The sequence below is a fragment of the Exilibacterium tricleocarpae genome (assembly GCF_007004655.1).
Lineage (GTDB): Bacteria > Pseudomonadota > Gammaproteobacteria > Pseudomonadales > Cellvibrionaceae > Exilibacterium > Exilibacterium tricleocarpae.
This window is the reverse complement of record NZ_ML660102.1, coordinates 127,790-153,853: the sequence shown is the minus strand read 5'-3', so window position 1 is coordinate 153,853 and position 26,064 is coordinate 127,790. Positions and strand designations below refer to the sequence as shown.

Sequence of the window (26,064 nt, the reverse complement as noted above, 5' to 3'; positions counted from 1 at the left end):
CTGTTTCGACGCCTGAAAGGATTCCGAAGAATCTTTAGCCGATTCGACAAGCTTGATGTGGTTTTCAGGTTTTTCATTAACTTTTCACTGATCGCCGACAGGCTGATTAGTGTGAACAGGCCCTAGGTAAACTGTATTGAAAACAGTTAAGATAAGGGCTGGATAATGAAATAAAAATCAGCCTGTTTTGATTCTGAAGTCTGGTTGGAGATTATTCCAGTGGTTTCTTAATCCTTCTTTGTGTACCTCATTCATAGGCAGATCTTTCAAAGCATCGGGCCAAATGGAGCGGGCTTTGTCCATTACGTCTTTCAGGTGTGGTTTTATCGCCCGCAACGGAATGCCCGCGCTGTCGGCCCAGGACTGAAAATTAGCTATTGTTACCGCATACCATGCTTTGTTTTTGCCAAGGTTGAGCGCGTATTTTTTCTCGTCTTCGATGTAGACGCTCGTTGTTACTATGTCATAGGCAGGGGAAAGCCGGGGCGTTATCTGATCCTGATAAAGCAGGCTCCAATTCTTCAGGTGAGCGTCGCCATTGGCGAGTAATATGTTGACCAGTAACCGGCGGGCGAGCTGCTGGGCATCGGCCAGGCCATCGCCAGAGTATTCGTAAATGACTCGGCCGATTTGCTCGTAGTTTGCAGCGTTATATTTTTCGTGTGGGTATTTCACCAGTATCTGCGCAAAGTCCTCCATATGAACACGCGTATCTTTGTTTCGATCAAATCGTTTAATGGCGAATGCCTGATTTTCATCAGGCAGGTTGATTGGCGGTAAATTATCAAGCTTATCCAGATCAACCAGTTTGACTTCCGGAATATCGACGCCCACCATCGCCGCCAGAGACATGGCGGTATATTCATTGAGTGGTACGTTTTTATGCCTGGTGGATGGCGTTTTGATAATCCAGTCGCCCAAGGCGTCTCCCTTTAACAGGTTGTAGCGTCCGTCTTTCTCCTTCATAGAGAACTTCATCTGAACGCCTGCTAGAGAAAATTTACTTCTCTGATTGCCTTTATTGAATTTTACGGCCTTCGCTCTTCCATGTGTCATTTGCACACTATCAGGTACGTCCTCGGGTTCCATAGGTGTGGCAACTAATGCTCCGGGCAGGTCTTCGCCCAGATACAAGAAAATGTGAAACTCGTTATCGACGTGGACCTTCAGCCCTTGTGCGATCAGTTCACGTAGTGATCCCTCTGGTAATAGGTTCGATAGTATGGGATGGAGTCGTTGATTCCTTGCCCACGGCCCGGACAGGATTTTTTCTGCACGAGGAAAATTCGGGTGGGTAATCAAGCTGAACGTGGGACGGCCAGAGTCGGCAATGAATTCCTCGGCAAAACTCAGGACGTTGCGACCATTACTGAAGCCTGCCAGGTAGCCAACTAATCGACCATGCAGTGTAAGCTGCAGGACGCTGACTTTGTCACTATTTTCCGTACTCATTCGTCATCCCCTAACATGCCTTGCCAAGGGTCATCGGATAAGCGCTTTTTCTCTTCAGCACTGGATGCCTTTACTGGTGGAGTATCGACATCATCGCCTTCCAGCACCGCTTTTACAGCATTCAGTTTTTCCTGAGGGACTAGCAGGAGTTCACTGTTCAAACCCTTGGCAATGAGTTCCAGCGTATCCAGCCTGGGATTGCCTTTGGATTCGAGGCGCTGGTATTGCTGGCGCGAGATGCCAATGCGCAGCAGCATATCGTGCTGCTTCAGTCTCAGCTGTATTCGGCGATTCTTGAGTTGATCCAATAGCGACGTCATAATGAAACACATATGTTGCTTAATATAGGAAAGAAACATACTAGTTTCTATATCTTGAAAAAGCAATAAATATATTGCTTTCGGAGGAAGGGAGCCACAAAATATCTGGAAGCAGCGTATATGTTTCTTTTTCGGCAAGCTAAACAGGGAAGTTACTGAGTAAGAACCCGTTTTATCCATACCCGATTATGAGTTAAGCGGCGTTGCATCTTGTGTCGATAACTTGCCTGAAATAGCAGGACATAAAGGTAGCCGGCCCCCGCTACCATCCTATCCTGTCTCTTGACCATAGCGTTGCTGCGGTCATGTGGACGGGTTGGAAATGTACTGCTTGATAGGGTTTCGCAGGGCACTTCGCCCGCTTCGAGTTCGAAGCGCCGGCCGTTTCCCAGCTGGCTGAAAATATATTCGTCGGAGCGCTCGGCGAAGGTCGCCAGCTCCCTGAGGTGCCCTCAAGGATACTCGTTCAGAACCTGTGTGACGCTGAGTTCTTGATATTCTCAATAAACCGTGTGCGGATTGGATGCAGTGCGTGTCAGCCCCGAGAAGCGTGTCGTGACCGCCTTGCGGATAAAACAGGGGCGTATTGAGTCTATGCTTGATAACATGGCTGGAAAGTTAAATTGTTCGTATTAACCATGAAATCCTATTTTGTAAGCGTAAGCGCGCCTGTATTCACCGGACTATGGCTGGCACTGCTGTCCACCGCGTCGCTGGCCGAGGCGCATTTCCCCAGACCTGCCGAGTTGCAACCCGATATCGATTTTTGGGTGAGGGTGTATACCGAGGTGGACACCCGTAGCGGGTTCATTCACGATGCAGATCAGGTAACCGTTGTCTACGAAACTCTGCCGCTCAAAGGTGACTACCACGGCGACCGTAAAGCGATGCGCGCGGCCCGGTCCCGCTACGCGAAAATACTGCGGCGTCTGGCCCGCGATCGCAACAATCTCAGTGCAGAAGAGCAGCGCGTATTGGACCTCTGGGGGCCGGCTACCGGCAATAAGCGCCTGCTTGAAGCGGCGCGCAGCGTGCGTTTCCAGCGCGGCCAGTCGGACCGCTTCAGGCGAGGCTTGGCCCGTTCGGGACAATGGAACACCTACATCGATTCGGTGTTGTCGGAGCGGGAGCTGCCGTGGGAGTTGGCCATACTGCCTCATGTCGAGTCCTCCTTCAATCCGAGTGCCTACTCCAGGGTGGGTGCCGCGGGTATCTGGCAGTTCACTCGTTCCACCGGCCGGCGTTACCTCACGGTAGACTATGTGGTCGACGAACGCATGGACCCCTTCGCGGCGACCGTGGCTGCGGCGCAGTTGCTGGAGCACAACTACCAGCTTACCGGCACCTGGCCGTTGGCGCTTACGGCGTACAACCACGGCGCCTCCAGTATGCGGCGTGCCACCAGGCAGCTCGGCACTACGGACATTGCCCGGATAGTTCGTAACTACAAGGGCCGCGCCTTTGGCTTTGCCTCGCGCAATTTTTATGTGTCCTTCCTGGCGGCACTGGAAGTCAGCTCCGACCCGGAGCGGTATTTTGGCGTCGTGGACCTGGCCTCGCCGGTACAGTACGCAGAAGTAGAGATGCCGGCCTATGTACCGGTGGGTGCCTTTGCACGCGCGTTCGACGTCGCTCCGGATTTCCTGAGGCCCCACAATCGCGCGCTCCTGGAACCGATCTGGCGCGGAAAAAAGCGCGTTCCCAAAGGGTTTACCCTGCGGGTTCCCCGTGATGCCGTCAACGGTGAGCCCGACGTCCTGCTGGCCGCTATTCCGGAGGAGCTTCGCTTTGAGGAGCAGACACCGGATATCTTTCACACCGTGGTACGTGGCGACACGGTCTCGGAGATCGCGCATCGCTACGGCCACAGCATCCGGGATATTGTGGCTATGAACGGGTTGAACCGCCGCTACCAGATTCGTATCGGTCAGGTGCTCAGGCTGCCCCAGGAAGGGGAGCCGCAACTGGCGTCGGCCAGCACACCGCCCGTCAGGTTGGTCAAGGTGTCGACCGCCGGTGCCCAGGGTGAGCTGGCCGACGCGGAAACACCGGCGGCGGACACAGGCGCGGCGCAAGCCGAACAAACCGTGCTCGGCAGTATGGCCGGCGATCAGCCGGTGGCGGAAATCCAACTGTTGGCCGACCCCAGCGATTATACCGTAGCCAGCAATCACACCATTGAAGTGCAGGCCTCTGAAACGCTGGGACATTACGCGGAGTGGCTGGACCTGCGCGCCAGCCACCTGCGCCGCATCAATGGCCGCCGTTACGGTCGCCCGGTAGTCATCGGGCAGCGGCTGAAGCTCGATTTTTCCCATGTGGCCCCGGAAGAGTTTGAGCGCCGGCGCATTGCCTATCAGAAGAACCTGCAGCAGTCGTTTTTCATGGGCTGGCACATTCGGTCTACGCGCAGGCATTTGGTCGCCGAGGGCGACTCCCTGTGGGAACTGACCCACAAGAAATACCGCATTCCACTCTGGCTGCTGCGCCAGTACAACCCCGATCTGGACCCCGACCGGCTGCGCCCGGGAATGGAAATTGTCGTACCGGAGCTGGCCGAGGTCTGATACCAAGCTTCACCCGGACGCAGTTGCAGGTTGAGGGTCGGGCGGCATACCCGGTCCCCTTCTGGCCGGGCGCGGACCGCCCCAGGGAGATCCATCAGTATAGAGATCTATCAGTGTAGTGCGAGCCTGATGGACGTCGTTGTTGCCGGGGGTTCGGCCTTAGCCGGCTCGCGAACAAGCTTGACCACGGCTTTTCTTACATACTCTATCGTAACCTGCACGAAGAAGTAATAATGTCGTTAATATACGGGACAATCTTCCATTTCCATCCTGAAATGGGTGAATCGCCAGAAAAACTACCTTAAACACAGAAATGATCAAGAGTGGGTGCATGGATGATTCACCTGTAGCTTTTGCGGCCCAATGCACCAAAGCCTCCATTTCTCTTGGGGTATCAAAAGGCGATGTCGTTTCAAACACCACACCAACTTCACGACCAGATGCGTCTTTTGCAACGACATTATTGGGCAGCGTTTTGTAACCGCCCCGGTGTCGTTCATCTTTAGTGCTATGCCGAAGTAGCGCCTGATGCAATTGGCGGACATGGTTTTCTGTTATCAGCATGTCCCCACAAGCTTGAAAAACAAGATCCATTGCCTCGGCATATCCGGCGACTTCCTGCTCATCGTCGGCCTACAGTGTGGTCAGTATGCCGCCTTTAAGTATAAATTGATCCCAGTGGGCCAAGGCGGACAGGCGATAGACCGCCCGTTCCAGGCCGCACCTGACCAGGGTGACGTCGCACACGTGGCCCTGTGTTCGTGATAGGTCCAACAGCTGCGTATTCCGGTTGAGGCCGAACAGCCGCTGGCGTACGGATGCGGCCAGGTTTTTCGGCTTTCTGGCCACCGGATGTGAAGGCCCCCAATGTAGAGGCGAACACTATATCGGTTAGCCCACAAGAAAAAGCGCAATGCGTTGCCACAATATCATTTCTGGTTTTACTTATTTTTTAGGCGCTGCTGGGTTCAGACTCTTCACCGGCGTCCTATACTGTCGTCAGCAGGCAAGCCTACCGATACACCAAAAGTATCTCGTGCTTTGGTGTTGCTGGCTTTAATGTAAGCCTGTTGGCTGCAGTCGTTGGCTTTTGGGCGATATTAAGTGCGTTTCATCGCAAGACAGAGAGCCTTTTACGGCGCAGCGCAAGTGCCACCAGCGCGATTGCCAGTAAGCTATAGAGTGCAAGGATGAGCAAAGAGCGCGGTTGCGCAACGCTCTTTGAAAACCGTTCATCCAGACTGCTCTGCAGGCGCGGAAGCGCATCATATTCAACCAGCGATATGCGTTCGCCAGCCAAGACTTTCGGCCCCAGGCGTGCGGACAAGTCATGCAGCTGTTGCCTCGCGAGGCGTTGAAATGCCCTATACCGGTTCGTATCGCGTCCTGCCATCTGCGTTAGATGGGCTTCGGCCGCGAGAGACGGGGACAGAAACCGCAGCCATTCGAGAGTCGAACGCCGTTGGTCCTCCGTTGCCTCGAACGTCTTAATCATGGGAGCCGTAGCTTGCTCAACCATGACCGTCCTCAAATAACCACTCCGATACGGCGTGTTGGACTCGTCCTGTTCGATTTGCTGATCCGGATTATCGAGTTGATACGCTTCGATCCAGCCGTCCGCACCATCGTCGGCGGTGGACGCCGTGGCCCTAACCTCGGTCAGATAGGCAAGTCGCGACGGTGTCGGATAGAGCGTTTGCACGACAAGAACAGCGATTGCGGGAACAACAAGGACGAACAGCGCCCAAAGCGCGATGAGTTGGGAAGCCGTCTGTCCGCTCGTCTCATTACGCCACGCCACAGCACCAGTGACGGCAGACCAGAACACGGCGTACAGGATGACACCTGTCAGCCAAGGCCAATAGGCTGTCATTCGCTCAGCCAGCGATGCATCGCCAGTGTTGATCCATATGGCTGCAGTCGTTGCTATAAGTAATGATGCCAAGAGAACGCCATGGCGGACAGCCAGGCGGATAAATAGAATAACGCGAGCGTCAGCGCCGGATGTCAGCAACAAACGCATCCGTCCACTGCGGCGATCCGTCGCCAGAATGTCGAACGCGATGGCGATCATGAACAGCGGCAGGATCACAACAATGACGGTAGTCACGTCGAGCCGACCGAGATTCAAGAGGGTGGGGTTCTCGAACTGATAGTTTGTGAACAAGCTTGCCGAGTTCTCCCACAGCCTTACCGTAACCCGGCTCGGATAGAGAGCATCGCTGCCAATGGCAAAATCGCCGAGAGATGCCTCAGGCAACACGGCGCTGTCGCGGATAAGCATGGGCCTGCCTTCAAAGTTTGAGGCATCTTCGCCGGTGGCGAGTCTTTCCAGGCTCTGACGAAATGCGGTCGTCCTTGCAGACTCGGCCTCGAGGAATTCCGCTTTGCCTTCAATATTGGCCCGATGATTGGCGCTACCCGATAGCAAGGCGAAGACGCACAGAGCGGTCATGGCAACAACAAGCCCTATACTCGCCCAAGATTTTATAAACAGTCTTATTTCCAGCGTGGTAAGCGAAAATATCACGACAGCGCTTCCCGCGCAGCCAATGAAATTCCCACCATCGCAAACACAACGGCCAGGAAGGCCTGGATGCACAAAATCGCAAAAGATGTGCTGTAATGGGAGGCGAGCGTTACGAAGCGAGGAGGTGCCGTATCAAAGTCGGGTATCGTTTCCCACACTTCCCGGCCGACCGTGTAACGCCCCTCATGCCCGAGATCGCCGAATGCAAGGCTGTCATTGAGCTGTTTGACAATTTTGCGCCTGTGTTGCTCAGCCGCATCGGCGAAGCGTTCGTGATGATGCCGGTCGGTGCCCGCCAGTCCGGAAGAGATATCCGCAAGGGCAAGAGTCGGCAAGAATGCAGAAAAGACGGACAGCAGTCGTTCTTGGTTGGCATAGGTTGCGCGAACCGAGCCATAGATAGCTTCAAACTTCGGATGCGCGACTTCTTCGGCATGCTGCAACTCATACCCATCGTATCGAAACGGCAAGCCCGCCTTCTCCGTCACACCATGGGTTTCAAGAGCGGCTTGCAAGACATCTTCGCGGGCCTCGGAATCGTGGAAATACTCCTTGGAGGCATCGTCGACGCGCTGGTAGGTTGCTGCTCCGTCCGGATCGGGATGAACCGTGACGACCCATTCACCGGCGAGAAGCGGTCCGATGACGGCGATTACCGCCCAGCCGCCAATCAGAGTTCCATAGGCGGAACGTCTATCTTTGAGAAGACTCGACACGCCGATAGCTACTCCCGCGACGGTGACGAAAAAGAGGCCGTAAATTGCGATCAACATTAACAGTCTGGCGGAGGCATCCGGCATCGGTCTAAGCTCCAGTATCATCATCGGAACGGCGACGATTAGGGCCGATGCCAGAATAATCAGGCAGACCATCAAGAGCGCCGGTAACGTCTTCCCGAAAATGATCGCTCTTGGCGATACTCCGATGACAAGCAGCTGTCGGAAGGTCCTGTCCTCGCGTTCACCTGCGACGCTCGCTGCGAGAGTTAGAATCAAAAGCAATGACCCGAACGCCGACAATACGTTTGCCGGTGTCAAATTCAGTCCTATCTTCGTGAGTGAGGAGTCCTCAACCAATCGGAACTGAGCCGGATTCTGGTAATGACCCTCCATCCAGATGGCTGCACCGGATGTGTCCAGAACGCCTGCATCGAACACAGCCAATGCCGGAACAGGCTTGAAAGCATAACGCGAAAAGTGCGCTGCCGCGTGAGGATTGTCCTCTCCTTGATGGATCCAGATTTCCCGGTCTGCGAGACCGGCGGCCTCAACCTCGGACTGCAGAGTTTCGATGCGTTGCGCGCCTAACCAGGATGATATGACCAGTAGCAACCCCAAGCTGAGGCAGAGGGGCTGCAGCAAACCGGTTCGGAAAACGACCTTGGCTTCCGTTGCTGCGATGCCGAGTAAGGGTGTCATGAAGCCCCCTCAGCCATGTGAGACAGATATATTTGCTCGAGGTCGGCCGCCTCGACTTCCCGCGTTGGAAATATATCGAGCAACCGGCCATTGCGCATAATGCCGATCCGATCACTGATTATCTTGGCTCTGAAGATGTCATGCGTGACCATGAGGATAGCGCGCCCTTGCTGCTTGAGCATCGTCAGCTTTTGCCCAAACGCATTTGCAGCGGATGGATCCAAGCCTGACATGGGTTCGTCCAGTAACAGAGCGTCCACATTTCGCGCCAGGGCAATTGCGATGCCGACTTTCTGCCTCATGCCCTTGGAGTATGTCCGGGTGCGATGGTGTGCGCTTTCCTCGTCGAGGCCCGCTGCTAAAAGCTTTGCTAGCAAATCGGAGCGGCTCTGATCCCGGCCCGATAACCGAACAAAAGTTTGCAGGTTCTCAAGCCCTGTTAGTTGCGGGTAGAGCGCAACCTGTTCCGGAATGTAGGCAAGATGGCGGGTCGCGCTGAGACGGTTCTTCGATGAGTCGATGCCTTGGATAAGAGCGCGCCCTTGTGTCGGAGCGGTGAGCCCGAGAAAGAGAGAAATCGTGGTGCTCTTCCCGGCACCATTGGCACCGAGAAGGCAGACAATTTCCCCGCTGGATACGGTCAAGTCGAGTCCTTCCAGGGCGACGGTCCGCCCGTAAACCTTGCGCAGGCTCTCAGCTTGGAGCGCTGGACTGGACACCTCTACCATGACTTTGTCACCGCCAGGCTGACGAACCGGCCCCGCGCTGAGGCGTTTACAAAATCATAGCCCAGCTCACCAGTAAATCTGTTGTTCTCCTGTGTAAGCCCGAGCAGTTCAGGCGGGTCTCGGTCGAAGAAGTTCTGGACACTGAGCTGGACGCGTAGTCCGTCTGACACTTGGCCATGACCGCTAAAATCGTAGGACAGTGAAGCATCGACCGTGACAAAGGAGCTGACGTCTCGCGCGGTCGCGAACCTGTTATCTTCGTAGCTATCGGTATAGTTGACGAAAAGGTTGCCGCGATATGCTCCTCGTTCGAGGAAGCCGCCGAGGCGCGCGCGCAGATCGATCGGTTGAAACGGTGTGCTCAAACGGTCTACGACAGGTTGTCCGGGGGAGGTCTGCTCTTCAAAGTCCGTGATGAATACGATATTGGCCGTCGCTCCGGCCCGGCCCCAAGCTGTTTGAGTGGCATAGTCTGCAATGAGGTCGAAGCCTCTGTATAACTGGCGCGACAAGTTCGTTGTAGATGCCTGGTAGATTGCACCGATCGATGCCAAGCCGCGCTCCGCAAAGGCAGTGGCGCCGCTGCCAAACGCAATGATGTCGTCGATCGTCAGTCCGGTTGCGTCGACCGTCTCCTCAATCTGCGCCACGGTGGGGTTCAAAACGACAAAGTCGGCAATCAAAGGGCTTGACGGGTTTCTAGAGCCGGTCGGTCGTCCGAGGACGTCTTCAAGATCGATATCGTAATAGGTCACCGACAGCCTGAGGCCCTCCACGCCTGACGGTGTCCAGTCCGCTCCCAATGTCCAGTATGTCGAGGTCTCCGGTCCGAGGTCGGGATCAACGCCGGAAACTGTCAGCGTATTCGGTGCGCCGTCAAGTGGTTCGTCAAGCGCCAAGAGCGTGCTGGCAGTCAAACGGGTATTTTGGCGCAGGGTCGTCAAGGGTGCGACGGTGAACGATTTACCATAACTCGCCCGCAAAGCGAGATCGGGGGACGGGGCATAAAGGAGTCCGAATTGCGGATCAAAGCTGTCCGTCGATCCGCCGCGCTTGCTTTTTTCGCCCGTCGACAGGGACTCATCAGCATCGCCGAAATCTTCGTAACGAGCGGATACGCTTAATTCGAGTCTTTCCACGCCCGGCCGCCGGTTCTGCACCCCTACCAGCGGCACGAAGAGCTCACCATAGGCAGCGTGCACATCTCGCTTATATCTTGAGACGGGAAAAGTTCCTCCAAGGTCCCGATCAAAGCGCTCTTCCCGAAACTGTCCCCCCACGGCGAGCTTGACGGCGCCCCCGGATAGGTCGAAGAGTTCGCCGTCTGCTTTGGCTTCCAGCACGCTGGTGCGGTTAAACCGGGCAAACGCCTCATTGCCGAAAATATTCGTTGGCTTTCCGGTGCTTGTATCTATATCAAAACCATTAAGATCGTTTTCCGAATAAGTTGCAATGCCCTGCGCCAGCCATGTTTCACCAAGGCGATGTTGCAATGTCAGCGTGCCGCCGAACGCGTCTGTCTCGATATTTTCCTCCAACGGAAGATTAGCACCGACGAAAGGAAATTGAGATTGGCGGGCGGTTTCTGACGATACGAAATAACCATCGAAAAGCACCGTCGTGCGTTCTGCGAGATTCTGGCGCAAAGACGTCACAACACTATGGCGTTCGATTTCAGGAACGAGCGTAGTCTCTGACAATCCCGGCCCGGTAAAATCCCGGTCTCCGGCCAGAATGCCCCCCTGATCGAAATAGTCGTAGACGATAAGTGCATTACCAGTGTCCCACGCTGTTGCGGCAGATTGGGTAAAGTTGACAGTCGTGGCCGCGTCGCCCGAAGTTGTTGCGCCTGTCACGAGTTGAGTTTCGAACCCTTCATAGTCATCTCGTAAACGGAAGTTGACGACACCGCCGACCGCATCAGCACCGTAGAGGGATGACGCGCCGACAGGAACGATTTCCACCATCTCGACAGCCGCCGCCGGAATAAATGCGATGTCCACGAAAACCCCATCGCCCTGAGGTGCGATGCGGTTGCCGTTCAACAAGGTTAACGTACGCTGCGAACCAAAACCGCGAAGCGATATGGCCGATCCTGCGAAAAATGCACCCAGAGACCGGCCTTCTTCAGAAGCGGAGCCGCCGCCCGTATTCTGTGGCACTCGTTGCAGAAACTCCGATAGGCTGGGGACACCGCTGTCTGCGATGTCTTGTTTATCGAAAATCATGACCGGAGTGGCAGGCGGCGCAATCCCTCGGATCGCCGTGCCTGTGACGACAATCTCATCATCAATGACTGTCTCGTTCTTAAATAAGCTACCCTCTTGGCTTTGAGTCTCGGAAGTCGGGCCGGCAGAACGCGTTTGGGCATCAGCGACATTAGGCAAAGCGAGTAGAAGTCCTATAAGAAAGGACGGTGCGAGCAAAGAGATATACATGAGTTTAGCCTATGTGGTTTTAGTCTATGCGAACAGCAACACCGTCCAGGTTCTGGCCTTGGTCGAGGCACTTTATATTAGAGGAGCAAACGATCGGAGACCTTAGTGGGGTTTATCGACAGCGGGGTTTATCGACTGTCCTGCACTGCGATCGAGACCGGTACCCATTCGAGGTCGGCTCCGCACCGGTACGTTGCGCACCCTGCCCTAGTGCTGGCAGCAGCAATGCAGCAAGAAACCTTTGGCACTCTGCCAAGCGAGTTGTCATCGAGTAAGACCCTTCTTGGGTCAATAGTGGGCAGTCCTCCGTCATTGGCCTATCGGCTCTTGCAGGTTATGATATTACATATCATTGTTATATGATACGCCACAACTTGCAACAGTTTTTTGGACGAGAGGTGTTCCGTGAGGCTCAGGCCGCGCCTTGCGCCGTTTTTATTAAGAAGAAAGTATGGAATATTTTTCATAGCTTTAGCTTTTATAGTTACAGCGATTCTCGGTTTGCGAAGATCAATAATCAGCGGGAAGTGCAAGCCCTGCGAAAGGTTCTCAATGGCGAAGCGACCAGCGCCGAATATACGGGGCGGGTTGATAAAATCGTCCTGCCTCTTAAGCAGGTGAGAATGGCCTATCTATTGACCTGCATGGCGATCTGGCTGGGATACTGACTTGTTTAAACAGTGAACGAGTGGACTGGTCGATGATGCCTGTTATTCTCCCTATACTTTTTCTTATTAAAGATATGTTATATCATCTCTTTTTTATGCTAAAGCCTGTGTATGGATATGGATCATTGTCATGAATTTATTGAAGCATCAGCTTAAGATATCCGTATCCTCCGTTATCATCGGATTTGTAGTGTTACTATCTGATGTGGCGTTAGCAGAAAAGACAGTTCTTGGTGAAGAGAGTCAGTTAGAACAAAATGAAAACATGGAAGAGCTTATAGTTTCCGGTCAGTCTGATAGGCCTGACTTTACCAATCTACTGTCTCAGACCTTGTCTGGAGCCGAACTGGTACACCGGCGGCAAGGAGGAATTGGTGAGACACTCGCTGGCTTGCCGGGTGTGCACATGGATAAACAGGGTATATTGGCGCGGCCTATACTGAGTAACAAAGTGAATATGGTCTACCTGGCCATTCCCACATCAATGCTGTCTGCCATACTCATGGAACGGATCTACATTGTGAGGGCCACGGCGGTTTTCGTGATCCATTCGTGAGTCTTGATGACAGCCACACGGCCCAGATCGACCTAAGTAGTGAACGGGTCGATATTCGCGCAGATTATGGCGATCTGCTGCCGGGTATCGCTCACGCCCGCATGCGCCTTTCCTATACCGACTACCGGCATAAGGAAATTGATGGCGATACGGTTTTTTCCAACTATTCCAACGAAGTCTATGATGCGCGACTGGAGCTGACCCACAAGCCATTACTGGGCTTTACCGGTACATTGGGTGTACAGTATACAGATGGAATCTTCAACGGCATCAACTATAACGATGCTCACGAAGGCGATCCTGAGCTGGGTTTTGTTGAACCGGTTGACTATGAGACCGAAAGTTACGGCCTTTTCCTGTCTGAGCGACAGTCTTTAGGGCCTGTCGATCTGGAAATTGCCTTTCGTAAAGACTGGCGGGACATTACTATTCCAACCCCCCAATACAATTTTTCTGAAGCGTTTTTGGCAATTCTTCCGATAGTCGAACAGCAGATGGGAGTTAAGTGGATCGACTTCGTCACTGAGGATTTTCATGAAAACAACCCGGACTCAAAGCATAACCCCTTTTCCGCGTCGCTGGGTGCAACATGGAATTTCGACGAAGGATATTCCGCAGCACTCACCCTTGCCAGGTCCGAGCGGGCACCCAGTGTTCGTGAACTCTATGCTTATGGAAATAACCTTGCGACCAACAGTTATGAGCTTGGTTTGGCTACCGCCCATCGTGCGCATCCATCCTTTGGTGATCCGGTCACCGATGTCGTAGAGACAACAAAATCTATCGATCTCGCTTTCCGTAAACAAAGCGGTTCAACGCTGTTCGAGATCGGGCTGTTCTATCAAGAGGTCGATGATTACATCTTTGCCCGCTTGATCGAGACGGAGAATGAGACTGGAGTACCCCATAATTACCTTCTCTATACGATGGCAGATGCGAAGCTTACCGGAATAGACGGCCAGATTAGCTACCAGTTCAATGAAGCATCACGCTTGACAGTGTTTGGTGATTATGTCCGTGCCGATCTGGCGGAAGAGGAAGACGATAATTTGCCTAGGACTCCCCCCGGCCGCTTTGGCGCGCGTTACGACTGGACGCAGAGCGCTTTTTCAGCAAATCTTGAGTATATTCGTACTTTCAATCAGGGCCGAATTGCCTCTTACGAAACCAAGACAGATGGTTATGGTTTGATTAACATGACTTTATCTTACGGACTCAGTCTAGGCAGTGAGAAATCAATGAATATTTACATTCGCGGCACTAATCTGACTAATGAGCTAGCATTTGTTCACACTTCTTTTGTGAAGGATCAGTCTCCTTTACGGGGTCGAAATATCGTTTTTGGAGTGGGTTACGCATTCTGATGTTGGCGGTGTTGCAGCCAAGTAGTTGGTGCAAATGGTGCGGCTTTAGAGTTTGTTGGTCATAAGAAGACTGAAATTAAGAATGAAGAGGTTGAAAGGTGTAACGAATGCAATCTAGCTCTTAAATTCAGTGGTTTTTTTTATTTTTTTTGTGTACCTCATTCATAGATAAGTCTTTTAGAGCGCCGGGCCAGATGGAGCGGCTTTATTCATTATGGCTTCGAGTTGTGCTGGCTAACATACAATGTCACACCTAACTGTCCCTCTCTCTTAATACCGTCAGCCTATAAACATGTCGATAACTATTGACATATTAAAACATGTCCATTAGTCTGGACATATGGATATACAAGAAGCCATTATCATGTTCGATGCGCTTTCACAGGAAACCCGCCTGAGAGCGTTTCGGTTGCTCGTGCAGGCAGGTACTGAAGGACTTGCGGCAGGTGTGCTCAGTGAAGAGCTTGGTACGCCCCACAACACCATGTCGTTTCATCTAAGCCACCTCACCAATGCCGGCATCCTTTCTTCCCGCAAAGAAGGGCGTTCGGTGATTTATTCCGCCAATTTTGATGTGATGCGGGACTTGATCGGTTTTATGATCAAAGACTGTTGCAGCGTTGAGTTTGCCAGTATTCGTGAGGACAAGCGCAAGGGGTGCTCGATCATCGAACTGGCAGATTATTGTTGTGAGCCAAAAAATAAATGAGAGGTATTCCCATGAAGCGTATGCACATTCACGTGGGCGTCGAAAAGCTCGACGACAGCATCAAGTTCTACAGCGCCCTGTTCGGTACTGAGCCTGCAAAAACCAAGGACGATTACGCCAAGTGGGCGCTCGATGATCCCCGCATCAACTTTGCGATTTCGACCCGTGCAAAGCGTGGCGTCGATCATCTCGGCCTGCAGGTCGATGAAGCACATGAACTGGAAGTATTGAGAAAAAGATTGAAGAATGCGGATATGTCGCTCTTTGATGAAGGTGAGACGGTCTGCTGCTATGCGCGCTCGGATAAATCATGGGTTACCGATCCCGCAGGCATAGCATGGGAAGCCTATCAGGCCTTGGAGGATGTCCAGCTCCTTTCAGATACCGTGGTTTCGGAAGAGGGGGCGTGTTGTACTCCCGAAACCAAGGGCCGGCCTGGTTGCTGTGTACCGTCCGAGAAAGCGGTGGGATGTTGCGGCTAATGAAAAATGTTCTTGTTCTTTGTACGAGCAATTCATGCCGCTCAATCATGGCGGCGGCGCTTATCAATGCGCTCGGCGCAGGCAGGTACATTGCTCGAAGCGCCGGTAGCAAAGCTGCCGGCTTCGTCCATCCCAAGTCCATAGCAACCCTGAAGCGGTATGGTATTAATGTCGATGAGCCGCGCAGCAAGTCGTGGGATGAATTTGAAGGCGAACAAGTGCATGCAGTCACGGGTAGAATGAATTATTCATCGATAAAAAGATCATGTAGCAGCGCGTCAACTGCCTGCTCCATATCGTCGACACCATTTTTTACCCCGGTATATTCTACGGCCTTTTCTTTGTTCTGTGCCTTGAAAGCTTCCACTTCGACCTGATCCGGCGCAAAGTTGCCGCTGCCAGTCGTCAATAGCTTTTGACTGCCGGCAAGTGCTGAAGGCGAATGGGGTGTCTGTTGTTCAGAGATACTGTCGTCAGGCTCGGTTTTAGGAATCGAAGGAGAAGCTTCGCTTTGGATTGAAATTGGAACAGGCTCAACAGTAGGTGGCTTCGGTAGCTTTTGAGAAGCGGTTGCACCACCGGGCGCTGTGGCTGGGGATTCAACCGGGGTAGTAGTCAACAACCGAGCGTTCAGGCGGTAGAAATTTTCTATCAGGCGGAACAGCTTTCGCAGGTCTTCACGGATCGCGGTGCGATACCGGTATTCACGGCCGTAGTCAAAACGGTATCTGGCCTCTTGCGGATCGGGCGCGGAGGAATAGCGTCGCGATACCAGTGCCAGTAGATGTTGATAGGTTGAATTTTGCCACAGATCGTCGCCAGGCTCCAAGTCTGTGATCGCGGACGGGACCCCGTCGCTGATGCTACAGGTTTGAAACAGGTTGACAGCAGCAGCCCAGCCGATGAGGCGTTGCCGATCTGAATTTGCATCAATGCCGGCGCCGGCAGCTTCGGGGTAGAGGCGATCGACCAGGTTTAGAAAGTCGAAGTAATCGAGAGTTGAACCTTCAGCGTCAGTCGTCATGGCTTTTGATCTTCAGGTAAAGTAGTTTTCCACCGCGTCTTTTGCATTCTTATTGAGCACCGTGCTATTGGTTGACTTGTAGAGAGCACGATCGACGGTGGAGCCACTGTAACTGACGTTTTCGACAAAGGATGGCTGCGCTTTACCCGCACCCCAACCGCCACGGGCCCAGATTTTGACGTCGCTATCAGGTTCGACAATACTCTTGGACAGATAGGAGTAGAGACTGGTGACGAAGCCTTCACAGGCTTCCCGTGTAATCGCGTCCTTGTTGCCGTTGCAGAATTGGCTCAATTGCATGTTGAGATCGTTGTAGGCCTTCAATAAACCGTCCATTCTCGCGGTTTGTTCCGCAGGCGTTTCCAGTCCGGATATATTAAAAGGGTTACGGTTGATGGCAGACACATAATGCTCTGTCTCGGAGTCTTCTTTCTGCACTTGCTGCAGCCATTCCCCCACCTCGCGAAACATGTCCTGAGCCGCTTCCAGAAGAAAAGGGTTCATATATTTTGCATTCTCATCTCCATTGCTCTCTTTATAGGCAACCAGATATTTATCGACATTTTCTTTGTTGACTTTTGTGCCAATAAACGTAGCGATTTTTTTCCAGTCTATGGAGTCCGGGATGACATCGAATTGCATGCCCTGAAGGCCCCACCCAATAATTTCGGCGTAATTGGAGGCTTTGATCTCGGTTTCGTTGGCCTCCTTAAAGCCGTTATATGTGGGTGAATCTGACTTAACATCAGCGATTGCCACGACTTCTGCAGGGTCGGCATCAATACGAACAATGCGCACGTCTTTGAGTATAGGGTATTCATTTTCGATGCTTTTGACGGAGATGAACTTTTCCTGGCTGGATTTCATCGAATAGACCAGCTTTAGCAAATGATAGTCTTCCATATTGACCTCACCCTTTAACCCATAGACTTTTGCCGCCTCTTTGATATCGCCACCGATAAAGGTGTTGGCGGTGATACTGATACCTGCGCGATTCGGTGGTTTAGTGGTGCCGACACCTGTGTCTTGCTGGATTGGGGTAATTTGACTGGTCAACAGATTGTTGGCAGTCGCGGAGTCTATGAACATCTTCTGAACATCGACACGGGCCTGCTCGGTGAAATAATAGGTGGGGCTGGTGTAGAGAGTCTCTTCTGTGGACTCAGAGCAATAGGAGATCTCACCAGTGTAGAGACTGACGGTGCCTTTGGCTTTACGCCGGGACTCGGCGCTTTTGTCGCGTTCGACGCCGATGTAAATACTGCCCTTGATATCCCAGACTTTGCCGGGGCCGCCCGCCGGATTATCGGTTGGCAGGCGGTAAGCCCCGCCGGCACCGTAGCACCAAAGATTGAGTTTATTAGCCTCTTTGATGCTGGTCTCTTCCTGAGTGGCATGGCTTGCCCGCTTGATGGATTTTAGCAGGCCGCGCAACTGGGTGCGAATAAGTCCCGGTTGCATGCCCATCTCGGGTGAGCGGATCAGTATTTTGGTAGGCAGGCCTGAGTCGCGACCGGAGGCTGTGCCCATGTACAGCATCGACAGCGAAGGCAGTAGTCCGAGCTTGCGTTTGACCAGTTTACCGTTTTCTTCTTCCAGGACTCTGCTGGGTAGTTTTTTGTAGACTTCTAGAAAATTCATAAACACGCATTGTTGAAATACATCGAGCCAGGTTCTGCGGTTCGGATTAAGCTTGTTGCCGCTGTCTTTGTAGGTGTTATGAACAGTAATAAACTCACCCTTTGAGTCTGGGCGTTCACTGATACCGCACCAACCCTTCCACATCACCGGCTTGCTATAGGCGGCGATGGGACGCTCGAACAAGACCCCGTTGGGCTCGATGTTATTGCGTTCGATCACCAGGACGTTCCAGCCTTGGGTGAACAAAGCGTCCAGAATAGGACGAACCTCTTCGTCCATAAATCCGATGTAGACGTCTGACATAGCGCTGCCTCGTTGCAGTTTGCGGGAGTTAGAACCCAAAATTTTCTTAAAGGTTTTAACCAGTCAGAGCAAACTTAATGCCAACAAGAATTTTTCTTCGCTGTCAGTCTTTTACTGTCTCGATGTTGTAGCAGTGGCGGTTTAGCCGCCTGAGTTTATACGGGAGTTGGACGAAACTAACCATCGTATGCCAGCACTATGGACTGAGTCGGCCTGATCCCGCTGTTGTTAATCGTTTCACTAGGGAGTCTTTGGGTGTCTATATATCACATCTGGATTCGAAGCAATCGACATCGCTTATCGTCAACGACAAGCAGGCAGCTGCAATGCCCATAGAGGCCTTTTGGGCGTACCAGGTAACCGCTCTGGCCTTGTCGGTGGTATGGGCCGCCTTAGGTTTGAGGTGCATCGCCTGGAAGTGATAAGAGCACATACCGTCCGCATTGCCCGTTGGGTAAAACAATTTGAAGCTGAGCGGACTCAAGGCGTGTGGTATAAGAAGCAAAAAAGGGGCTGTGTCCGCCCCTATAGAATTTAAATGACCGGCGGTCTCAGAGAATCAAGGCCTGTACATACTCCGGTAAGTCGGCAAGGCTTGCTTCCACCGGCGTTGCCCCACTGATATCCAATACCTGAATATTTAACGCCGGGTCAGTTTCGTTGAGTTCACGCTGAGTGCAGACCAGAAACTCAGTGTTCCTTAAGGTCACAGCTACGCGTAAACCATCATCGTCACTGCGCAGTGAATCATCAAAGGCGTTGGCGATGCCCCTCAAACTGAAGCGAACGATATGATCAATATCGAGCTGCTCGAAAATACCATCGGTGTTTTCCACCAGACTGCAAAACCCCGGCGATTCAGACACCCTTACCTGAGGGTTATTCTCGGCATCCAAAAAGATACCGTCGAAGTCCTGGCTACCCTCTGTATTTGGCGGGTTAACGGAAAAGAAAGGTGCACCCTCTGTGTTGCCCTGGCTATCTGCTGCTTCGCCAAGCACACCGAAGATAACGACGTCAGTGCCTTCACCGCCGTCGAAGAAGTCACTGCCGTCGCCGGGCGCCCAGATAAAGGTATCGTCACCTTCATGACCAAGCGCGCGGTCGCGGTTGTCAGCGCCCCTGCCATCACCATCCACACTCGAATTGAAGTCTTCAGTGCCGCCAATCATGATGTCATCACCTTCGTTGCCCATGAAAGTGTCCACACCTAACCCGCCTATCAAGAGGTCATCCCCCCCGGCACCTTCCAAAACATCCCCCGCTCGCAAGCTTTGATTGGGAGAGCCGCCGGGCCCGCCCGGGTTCAGGGACAATAAGGGGTGTGCCTCTGTGTTGAGATCGGTGCCTGTGACAACGGCGCGCGCCGTTGGTTGCTCGGCGGGCCCGCCACCGTTATTGTCGTTATTGTTGTTGCTGGAACCACCGCAGCCGGCCAGCATTCCCGCTAGTAGAGCTGCAAGTATCAGGTGACCACGGTATTGCACATATCTATTTGATGTTTTGCGAATTTTCATTTTAAATCTCCAAAGTAATTTTTTTCGTATATAAGGTATCTTTAACGCAAAACGCTAGAGGAAAGGAATGAGTCTGAGTCCAGTAAAATATCCAAAGCGCGGCTCGGCAGCTGAGAGATATCCACTTGCTGAGCAGGCACTTGGCGTAAATCAAAAATAAGCCTCTCTCCCTCGATCTCACTGCCACAGACTAAAAACTCAACACTTTTCATATGTATGGCAATACGTAAACCTGAATCCAACAAGTCAGGATCTGTGTCTGGGTCGGTTTCCAAGGCCAGATTGAATGCCTGGCGAGGACCGCGTAAGACAAATCTAACCAGATGATCCAGGTCTAGTTCTGCGAGCGCATCACTATTGCTTGTATCTTTTTCTACAATTTCACAAAAACCCGGGCCCGCAACTTTAACCAGGGGATTATTCTTTTCATTGAGAAAAATACCATCGAAGTCACCACTGTTGTCAACAGTAAACACCGGCCCTGTTTCTACACCACCGCTTGATGTCTCGGCGATCTGTGCCATAAACAACACATCAATGCCTTCACCGCCATTAAAAAAGTCATTGCCGTCACCTGGCGCCCAGATAAAGCTGTCATCGCCTGCGTCCCCAAAAGCGCGGTCGCGATTAAAGGGGTTAAAATCTTCAGTGCCGCCAATCAAAACGTCATCGCCGTCGCGACCGGAAAGGATATCAATACCCAGGGCACCGATTATGGTGTCGTCTTCGGCGGTGCCTTGAAGCACATCACCGAGCTGTAAGCTTTGGTCCCCTCCACCATTGGTACCCCGGTTGCCGGAATAGGCCTCGGCAATTGCCTCGATAGTGCTGTCCGCGCTGTTCAAGTCATTGCCAATAATAACTTCTGCTTGTGTTAAAGAAGCAGCACCCGCAAGGGCAACTCCCAATAGCCAATGATTGGCGCTTTTCTTTTTTAATCGATTATTTATCACAGTAAATCCTCTTGTTGGTATGATTCGTGCGCCCATGGGTTTTCAATGCACTCATGTTAGTTGTTCTTCATGTCACTACGATTGGATATACGACTGGATAACAGAAAGGTTGCAGCTACTTACAAAAATACAGCCAGCCGCCTTAAAACCATCCCCCCTGCTTGCCGGGCCGGAGGATCAGCCTTGTGAGTGGCGTGATGTTCATTGTTGCCCCATAAGATGACCGGTATGCCGCCTTTAAATCTAAACCGGTCCAGGCGGAGTGGGCTGGGCAGGCGATAGATCGTTCGTTTCAGGCCACACTTGACCTGGGTTATGTCGAACATGCGGCCCGGCATCCGGGACAGGATGAACGGTCGCTCGCGGATGGAGAAGGCGGGGTTTTTCGGTTTTAGTGTCTTTACAAGTTATGCAGTCCGGCCGTCGGGTCCCATGGCGAATCAAGAAGTGCTGCTCTGTATCGCTGTGTTGATCCGGGTTGTCACGCGGGTGGCTGGACAGACAGTGAGGGCCCTAACCACCAGGCCGCCTCGATGCTCTCCTGAAATCCATGAATATATGTTTCAGTAAGGCGCTTTTATTTATGGAGTCATAATTTTCTCTTACAATTTTTTCTGTATGCAGGTATTTGCCCAGAATTTCACAGGTAAGTGTATAAATAAGTCCGCTATCACGATTTCAAAAAAAATGCTATTACCGGGTATGACAATATGAAAAGAAAAATGTCGTTAATATCACTCTTAACCTTTACATTAACTGCCTTTGCTGGAGCACAGGATAAAGTCTGTTTCTATGAAAACCCCGATTACCAGGGTGAGGAATGGTGCTACGGCATAGGTGATACAGGCTGGATTGGGGCCAGTCGCAATGATAGGGTCTCGTCGATAAAAGTCTATGGTGATGCGTATGTCACCATTTACCAGCACAGCAATTATGGCGGCTCCAACACTGTGGTTATGGCCAACACCTATAAAATGGACCGCCTTGATGATGAGATCAGCTCCTTTAAAGTGGCGCATCGATGGGGCAATGACTTTGCCTGTCTATTCGAGCATCCCGGCTTTCGCGGAACACCGGCGTGCCTGGAGGCGGGGCGGGCGGAGAATGACTTGGATAACACGGCCTTTGGGCGTAATAAGGCTTCTTCCCTGATGGTGGTAGGCAAGGCCAGCGTCGAAGTGTTTGAATACCCAAATTTCGACGGCAACCATCGGAGCACGACCTTAATACGCTCTACCTCCAACCTGGAAAAGCGCCCCGGCGGCTGGGTTGAAGACAATATCGATTCGTTCCGCGTACACTCACGTAATCCCAACGCCACCGAAGCCGCTCTGGATATTAACGAAGCTGTGGGTCACTATGCACCTATCAATCAAGTCAGTGTATTGGCTGCTCACAATGCCTTTAACAGTACGGCGTACTTTGGCGGCCAGCTGATTCCGGGCCCCAACCAGCGGCGTGCGCTGATAGAGCAGCTCGAAGTCGGTGCGCGTTTCTTTGAGCTGGATGTGAGTGAGGGTAATGGCTATGCCAAGGTTTGTCATTCGGTAGATTGCGGTCTTTTCGACGCCAGCCTGCGGCGCATGTTGGGGGAGGTTGACACCTGGTTAAAAGGTGCTGATCAGAACGACGTGGTGTTTTTCTATATCCAGGATGATATTAATGGCAGCAATAGCGGCTATGCCCAGCTACAGAGCGATATCGGCTGGTTGGGAGACGTTGTCTTTACCGGCGGTGCCTGTCGAAGCCTGCCTGATGCGTTGAGCTTTGCGCAGATTCGCGCCCAGGGTAAACGAGTCTTCTTTTATAAAGATGATGGCACAACCGGCTGCGACATTGCCACCAGTGTTATGGTCAATACGGAGATCAACAAAGGTGTCAGCTCTATCAATGTATACGAAGACCATTTCAACCGCGGGGCGATAGTGCGTTCCCAGGAATGTAATAATAACTTTTGTAATGATGTAATTTCACCCTTCGAAGCGCTGATTGGACTACAAAATGGCGTCAACGCATTTGGGATCGATATGCTCGACAGCAGTGATATCGACCACAATGGCGTATTTAATGCCCAGCTCTGGAGCATAGGACCGGCAGATGCCACCGATCCTTACGCGCCCGGCCGCACGGCGGTGTTTAAACCCACGGGCCAACGATTTATGGCCCTGGGTTGGGCCAGCGCCGCGCTGGGCTATGCCTGCCGGGACAGCGGGGGTAACTGGGCGATAACCACTCAAATGGGAGAGATAGAAGAGGGCGTTCAGGTGTGCAGTCGTGAGTTCCCCGGATATCACTTTGATGTACCCGTCAGCGCCTACGAGGCGAAGCGCTTGCGAGATGTGATTACGGCGGGGGCTGGCGTTCATGTGAATTTTGGCGTATCTGACGGTCAGTGGGCCGCTGGCGCCTGGGGTCGTTTGTCTGATCGTTGATATCGGTATTTTGTTAACGCAGCCTAATACGGGGGCACGACCTAAATGCAGTTTTTCGTGCTCCTGTGTCGTGCATCTGTCGAATAGCCTGGGGGATTTTCCGCAACTTTGTTCGGCGGCATAGTGATACTGTGATAAGTTCTCCTGTGTCGTCGTCCCGATTTCTTTACACTGCCTGGCGTTAGAACCGGAAGCAAAGAGCAATACGCTTTCGGTCGCCTTTTTACCTCGCGCGACTCAATTCTGATAAGCTTGCGAAAAAGTCATCCAAGATGTTATCAATCGGCTGTGACACGAAGGAAAAAGCTAAATGAGTTTATATGATACCTTGGTATTGACATTGATCATGATCGGCCTCGCCGCTATTCCCAGCTCAAGTGTAGCGCTTGTGGTTGTAAGATCGGCAACACGAAATGTTCCAAATGGCATCGCAGCAGCCTTGGGAATTGTAACCGGTGATTTGATCTTTGTGCTGATGGCCATTTTGGGGTTAAGTGCACTATCCGAGGCCACAGGCGCGTTCTTTGCCATCATACGCTACATCGCGGCCGGCTATCTGATCTGGTTCGGTATTGGCCTGGTTCGCAGTCTGTCCCTACCCGGACCTCGCAAAACGGAAACCGCCAAAGGCGGTCTGGTTGCAAGCTTTGTTTCCGGGCTAGCCCTGACTTTAGGTGATATCAAGGCCATCTTGTTCTATGCCAGCTTGTTTCCGACTTTCGTCGATATGGCGTTGCTGGAGACATCGGATATCGTAACGATCACCGCTATCACGTTATTCGCTGTGGGAGGTATCAAAATTGCCTATGCTTTTGCAGCCAAAGCTGTTGTATCTTCCTCCAGGGGATTTGTCTATGGACGTTTTGTCAGGGCCGGAACCGGTGGGCTAATGATAGGTGCCGGGACTTACTTTGTTGTCAAAACATAAGTATCGGCATTGGCGCCCGCAGCCCGCCAGTCACCCCCGACAGAGATGAATGTGGTCGAAACCCCGGCGCTACCATGATCAGTGTGAACCGCAGCGCCGACAGCCAAATCTCAAACTGGTCAAAAACTAGCCATCTGTCACCTTTATATTGTCGACTAGGTAACATGCTGGGGTATGGTTTTCACCGTTATTGATATGTTGTAACATATCGTTTCTGAGCGGATCTCCGGAGAATAGGTATATGCAACCCGACACTGGCGGAAAGGTACCCGTGACTGTGCTTACAGGTTTTCCCGGAGCCGCTACAACCCCGGTGCCAAGCTGTATTTTGAACCACCGACGCAGTAAAAAAGTCGTTGCGGTTGGCAACAATACAAGCGGAATGAATATTGAGTCGGCGCTTGCCCACAGTGTCGTCATTGCAAAGCAATGGGCTTGGCTCCTTGGCGATATACGCCGGGAGCCGGTGTTTATGGGTCGAGGTTCGGGGCAAGCGGGCATCACAGGTGTTCTTGATGATTGCCCGCTAAGCGACGAGGAAGTATTGCAAGGTCAACCTAACCGGATGGTGGTGAACGGCCCTGTTCCTGGGAGGGAGCTAAGCGTATGATCTCTGCAAGCTCCGCCCGGGACGTCAACGTCGGTTCCAGCGCAGGTCGGCCTGTAAAGTTTCGGCATGCAGCGCAAAGTAAAGAGCCTGCGGTTTTTACCGATATTTATCGGGAAGAAACCAATATCGTCATTTGGCAGCGTGAACTGTCGGCGGTGCTTAAAGGCTCCGTTAGCGATTTTGTAGCGTCGAATCGCACATTCCAAACTGCTATGACGGTAACACCGCAAGGTGTGTGTTCAAGTATTGGTGATCTATTTGGCTCTGTCGGTCAGTCTGAACTAAGCGAAGATATTGCAGAACTCGTGGATATGTTCTGCTGTTTGTTTGAACTACAGCGAGCAGGTTTGCGCTTAACGGTATTGGATCGCGCGATGTGTCCGAGGTTCCATGTCGACAGAGTGCCTTGCCGTCTCGTTACCACTTATCAAGGCGTAGCAACGCAATGGTTGCCCCACCAGGCAGTCGATCGTGCAAAGCTCGGGGTTCGAGGCGAAGGGGGCGCGGATAGCGAGTCTGGCCTCTTTCAAAGCCAGCACGACATTCGAAAACTCAGCAACGGAGACGTGGCGTTGTTAAAAGGGGAACTGTGGGAGGGTAACGAAAATGCTGGCTTGGTGCATCGTTCGCCGGCAGTCTCAGTTGGAGAAAGTCGCTTGTTGTTAACTCTGGACTTTAGCAACTAGTTTCTGTCGTTGGCATGAGGGTCGGCTTCCATGGAAAGCTCGGTGCGTTGCTCGATGATATTTATAGGATTTTCTGTGTTGATAATTACAACAGCAGAAGCTCAAAAGGCGCATGTTCATGGGACGGCGGTGCTAACCCTGGCGGTAGAATATAAGAACCTGGAAATACAATTCGAATCCCCCGCAACAAATTTAGTTGGATTCGAGCACGACGCCAGCTCACCGGATGAAAAGCAAGCAGTAAAACAAGCAGAAGCCATATTGGAATCGTCAGACTTGTTATTCTCGTTTTTCGGCACGAGCTGTGAACCGGAAGAGACAACAGTTGATATGGCGGGCGTTACGGGTGATCAACACGGGCACCATGATCATTCAAGGGGCCACAATGAAAGTACTCACAGTGAAAGTACTCACAGTGAAATAAGGGCTCACTACCGCTTTGTCTGTAAAGATGCCGAAAGCCTAAAATCCGTGTCTACAGCGCTGTTTCATCGGTTCCCGGGGATTGAAGCAATCAACGCAATCTGGGTAAGCGCTTCCCAACAGGGGACTGAGTGGCTACGCCCTGACAGAAATACATTTTCTTTGAACAAAAAGCAATGAAAGAAGTAAAACGGGCTATAGGTCAGGCAAAGCTGCCAAGTTAGGGGGGCTTGTCAACAGGTATTTACCGTAGCGGCTGGATTGGTTTAGGTGTGTACTGAGTGCAATCCCGGTCAACTATGACTTAACGTTTTT

The 26,064-nt window shown here is 52.2% G+C and carries 22 protein-coding genes and 1 pseudogene; 12 read left to right on the top strand and 11 right to left on the bottom strand.

The features are described 5' to 3' along the window. Positions 1-177: 177 nt before the first annotated feature. Together FKG94_RS21520 and FKG94_RS21515 are read right to left on the bottom strand one after the other, a co-directional pair. The gene (locus FKG94_RS21520; RefSeq protein WP_142929010.1) at positions 178-1,452 is read right to left on the bottom strand and encodes a type II toxin-antitoxin system HipA family toxin; all 1,275 of its coding nucleotides are present in this window, start codon (positions 1,450-1,452) and stop codon (positions 178-180) included. After that, positions 1,449-1,772, bottom strand: a complete 324-nt coding sequence (locus tag FKG94_RS21515) for a helix-turn-helix transcriptional regulator (protein WP_142929009.1) — start codon at positions 1,770-1,772, stop codon at positions 1,449-1,451. The genes FKG94_RS21520 and FKG94_RS21515 overlap by 4 nt, the downstream gene beginning before the upstream one ends. 623 nt (positions 1,773-2,395) lie before the next feature. Between FKG94_RS21515 and FKG94_RS21510 the strand changes: the two genes are divergently transcribed. Next, the gene (locus FKG94_RS21510; protein WP_179957753.1) at positions 2,396-4,339 is read left to right on the top strand and encodes a LysM peptidoglycan-binding domain-containing protein; all 1,944 of its coding nucleotides are present in this window, start codon (positions 2,396-2,398) and stop codon (positions 4,337-4,339) included. A 159-nt stretch (positions 4,340-4,498) separates the two neighbouring features. Here the strand turns inward: FKG94_RS21510 and FKG94_RS21505 are convergent, their stop codons facing one another. The 5 genes from FKG94_RS21505 to FKG94_RS21485 form a co-directional block, all read right to left on the bottom strand. Further along, positions 4,499-4,933, bottom strand: coding sequence for a Fic family protein (locus tag FKG94_RS21505; protein WP_142929007.1), 435 nt, complete (start codon positions 4,931-4,933; stop codon positions 4,499-4,501). A gap of 517 nt (positions 4,934-5,450) precedes the next feature. Further along, on the bottom strand, positions 5,451-6,869 hold the full coding sequence (locus FKG94_RS21500) for a DUF3526 domain-containing protein (protein WP_179957752.1): 1,419 nt from the start codon (positions 6,867-6,869) through the stop codon (positions 5,451-5,453). After that, complete coding sequence (locus tag FKG94_RS21495; protein WP_142929005.1) at positions 6,866-8,287, bottom strand: DUF3526 domain-containing protein; 1,422 nt, start codon at positions 8,285-8,287, stop codon at positions 6,866-6,868. The genes FKG94_RS21500 and FKG94_RS21495 overlap by 4 nt, the downstream gene beginning before the upstream one ends. Beyond that, positions 8,284-9,015, bottom strand: a complete 732-nt coding sequence (locus tag FKG94_RS21490) for an ABC transporter ATP-binding protein (RefSeq protein ID WP_142929004.1) — start codon at positions 9,013-9,015, stop codon at positions 8,284-8,286. The genes FKG94_RS21495 and FKG94_RS21490 overlap by 4 nt, the downstream gene beginning before the upstream one ends. After that, positions 9,009-11,453 carry a TonB-dependent receptor plug domain-containing protein gene (locus FKG94_RS21485; protein ID WP_142929003.1) on the bottom strand — a complete coding sequence of 815 codons (2,445 nt, stop codon included), beginning with the start codon at positions 11,451-11,453 and terminating at the stop codon, positions 9,009-9,011. The genes FKG94_RS21490 and FKG94_RS21485 overlap by 7 nt, the downstream gene beginning before the upstream one ends. 374 nt (positions 11,454-11,827) lie before the next feature. Here FKG94_RS21485 and FKG94_RS21480 point away from each other — a divergent pair, with 374 nt between their 5' ends. The 6 genes and pseudogenes from FKG94_RS21480 to FKG94_RS29400 all read left to right on the top strand — a co-directional run. Further along, a complete protein-coding gene (locus tag FKG94_RS21480) occupies positions 11,828-12,121 on the top strand; it encodes a hypothetical protein (RefSeq protein ID WP_142929002.1) in 294 nt (97 codons plus the stop codon). A gap of 130 nt (positions 12,122-12,251) precedes the next feature. Then, positions 12,252-12,677, top strand: a complete 426-nt coding sequence (locus tag FKG94_RS29040; protein ID WP_218943600.1) for a hypothetical protein — start codon at positions 12,252-12,254, stop codon at positions 12,675-12,677. Continuing rightward, positions 12,674-14,041, top strand: coding sequence for a TonB-dependent receptor (locus FKG94_RS21475; protein ID WP_218943599.1), 1,368 nt, complete (start codon positions 12,674-12,676; stop codon positions 14,039-14,041). The genes FKG94_RS29040 and FKG94_RS21475 overlap by 4 nt, the downstream gene beginning before the upstream one ends. 340 nt (positions 14,042-14,381) lie before the next feature. Beyond that, positions 14,382-14,750 (top strand): ArsR/SmtB family transcription factor, encoded by a 369-nt coding sequence (locus FKG94_RS21470; protein WP_142929001.1) that lies wholly within the window; start codon positions 14,382-14,384, stop codon positions 14,748-14,750. Positions 14,751-14,761: 11 nt separating this feature from the next. Beyond that, entirely contained in the window at positions 14,762-15,232 is a 471-nt protein-coding gene (locus tag FKG94_RS21465; RefSeq protein WP_142929000.1) for an ArsI/CadI family heavy metal resistance metalloenzyme, read from the top strand. Continuing rightward, positions 15,220-15,453, top strand: a pseudogene (locus FKG94_RS29400) (arsenate reductase/protein-tyrosine-phosphatase family protein); the annotation flags it as partial. The gene FKG94_RS21465 and the pseudogene FKG94_RS29400, both read left to right, overlap by 13 nt. A gap of 23 nt (positions 15,454-15,476) precedes the next feature. Here the strand turns inward: FKG94_RS29400 and FKG94_RS29255 are convergent. From FKG94_RS29255 to FKG94_RS21445, 4 genes are all read right to left on the bottom strand, one after another. Further along, entirely contained in the window at positions 15,477-16,256 is a 780-nt protein-coding gene (locus FKG94_RS29255; protein ID WP_246125307.1) for a hypothetical protein, read from the bottom strand. A 12-nt stretch (positions 16,257-16,268) separates the two neighbouring features. After that, positions 16,269-18,200 (bottom strand): hypothetical protein, encoded by a 1,932-nt coding sequence (locus FKG94_RS21455; RefSeq protein WP_142928998.1) that lies wholly within the window; start codon positions 18,198-18,200, stop codon positions 16,269-16,271. A gap of 551 nt (positions 18,201-18,751) precedes the next feature. After that, positions 18,752-19,717 (bottom strand): calcium-binding protein, encoded by a 966-nt coding sequence (locus FKG94_RS21450; RefSeq protein ID WP_142928997.1) that lies wholly within the window; start codon positions 19,715-19,717, stop codon positions 18,752-18,754. Between the two features lie 41 nt (positions 19,718-19,758). Continuing rightward, positions 19,759-20,670, bottom strand: coding sequence for a calcium-binding protein (locus FKG94_RS21445; RefSeq protein ID WP_142928996.1), 912 nt, complete (start codon positions 20,668-20,670; stop codon positions 19,759-19,761). Between the two features lie 710 nt (positions 20,671-21,380). On the opposite strand from FKG94_RS21445, the gene FKG94_RS21440 reads away from it, so the two are divergent. The 5 genes from FKG94_RS21440 to FKG94_RS21420 all read left to right on the top strand — a co-directional run bounded on the left by FKG94_RS21440 (position 21,381) and on the right by FKG94_RS21420 (position 25,929). After that, positions 21,381-23,102 (top strand): peptidase inhibitor family I36 protein, encoded by a 1,722-nt coding sequence (locus FKG94_RS21440; RefSeq protein WP_142928995.1) that lies wholly within the window; start codon positions 21,381-21,383, stop codon positions 23,100-23,102. A gap of 310 nt (positions 23,103-23,412) precedes the next feature. Continuing rightward, complete coding sequence (locus FKG94_RS21435; protein WP_218943598.1) at positions 23,413-24,030, top strand: LysE family translocator; 618 nt, start codon at positions 23,413-23,415, stop codon at positions 24,028-24,030. A gap of 241 nt (positions 24,031-24,271) precedes the next feature. Beyond that, a complete protein-coding gene (locus FKG94_RS21430; RefSeq protein ID WP_142928994.1) occupies positions 24,272-24,640 on the top strand; it encodes a hypothetical protein in 369 nt (122 codons plus the stop codon). Next, complete coding sequence (locus FKG94_RS21425; RefSeq protein ID WP_142928993.1) at positions 24,637-25,326, top strand: DUF1826 domain-containing protein; 690 nt, start codon at positions 24,637-24,639, stop codon at positions 25,324-25,326. Before FKG94_RS21430 ends, FKG94_RS21425 begins: the two co-directional genes overlap by 4 nt. Before the next feature lie 30 nt (positions 25,327-25,356). After that, positions 25,357-25,929, top strand: a complete 573-nt coding sequence (locus tag FKG94_RS21420; protein WP_142928992.1) for a DUF2796 domain-containing protein — start codon at positions 25,357-25,359, stop codon at positions 25,927-25,929. The last annotated feature ends 135 nt before the right edge of the window (positions 25,930-26,064 follow it).

Coding starts and splice junctions, on each gene's coding strand:
- FKG94_RS21490 (WP_142929004.1), bottom strand. CDS start 9,015: ATGGTAGAGGTGTCCAGTCCAGCGCTCCAAGCTGAGAGCCTGCGCAAG.
- FKG94_RS21435 (WP_218943598.1), top strand. CDS start 23,413: ATGAGTTTATATGATACCTTGGTATTGACATTGATCATGATCGGCCTC.
- FKG94_RS21430 (WP_142928994.1), top strand. CDS start 24,272: ATGCAACCCGACACTGGCGGAAAGGTACCCGTGACTGTGCTTACAGGT.
- FKG94_RS21450 (WP_142928997.1), bottom strand. CDS start 19,717: ATGAAAATTCGCAAAACATCAAATAGATATGTGCAATACCGTGGTCAC.
- FKG94_RS21420 (WP_142928992.1), top strand. CDS start 25,357: ATGGAAAGCTCGGTGCGTTGCTCGATGATATTTATAGGATTTTCTGTG.
- FKG94_RS29255 (WP_246125307.1), bottom strand. CDS start 16,256: ATGACGACTGACGCTGAAGGTTCAACTCTCGATTACTTCGACTTTCTA.
- FKG94_RS21485 (WP_142929003.1), bottom strand. CDS start 11,453: ATGTATATCTCTTTGCTCGCACCGTCCTTTCTTATAGGACTTCTACTC.
- FKG94_RS21425 (WP_142928993.1), top strand. CDS start 24,637: ATGATCTCTGCAAGCTCCGCCCGGGACGTCAACGTCGGTTCCAGCGCA.
- FKG94_RS21515 (WP_142929009.1), bottom strand. CDS start 1,772: ATGACGTCGCTATTGGATCAACTCAAGAATCGCCGAATACAGCTGAGA.
- FKG94_RS21495 (WP_142929005.1), bottom strand. CDS start 8,287: ATGACACCCTTACTCGGCATCGCAGCAACGGAAGCCAAGGTCGTTTTC.
- FKG94_RS21440 (WP_142928995.1), top strand. CDS start 21,381: ATGAAAAGAAAAATGTCGTTAATATCACTCTTAACCTTTACATTAACT.
- FKG94_RS21520 (WP_142929010.1), bottom strand. CDS start 1,452: ATGAGTACGGAAAATAGTGACAAAGTCAGCGTCCTGCAGCTTACACTG.
- FKG94_RS21455 (WP_142928998.1), bottom strand. CDS start 18,200: ATGTCAGACGTCTACATCGGATTTATGGACGAAGAGGTTCGTCCTATT.
- FKG94_RS21470 (WP_142929001.1), top strand. CDS start 14,382: ATGGATATACAAGAAGCCATTATCATGTTCGATGCGCTTTCACAGGAA.
- FKG94_RS21505 (WP_142929007.1), bottom strand. CDS start 4,933: ATGGATCTTGTTTTTCAAGCTTGTGGGGACATGCTGATAACAGAAAAC.
- FKG94_RS29040 (WP_218943600.1), top strand. CDS start 12,252: ATGAATTTATTGAAGCATCAGCTTAAGATATCCGTATCCTCCGTTATC.
- FKG94_RS21465 (WP_142929000.1), top strand. CDS start 14,762: ATGAAGCGTATGCACATTCACGTGGGCGTCGAAAAGCTCGACGACAGC.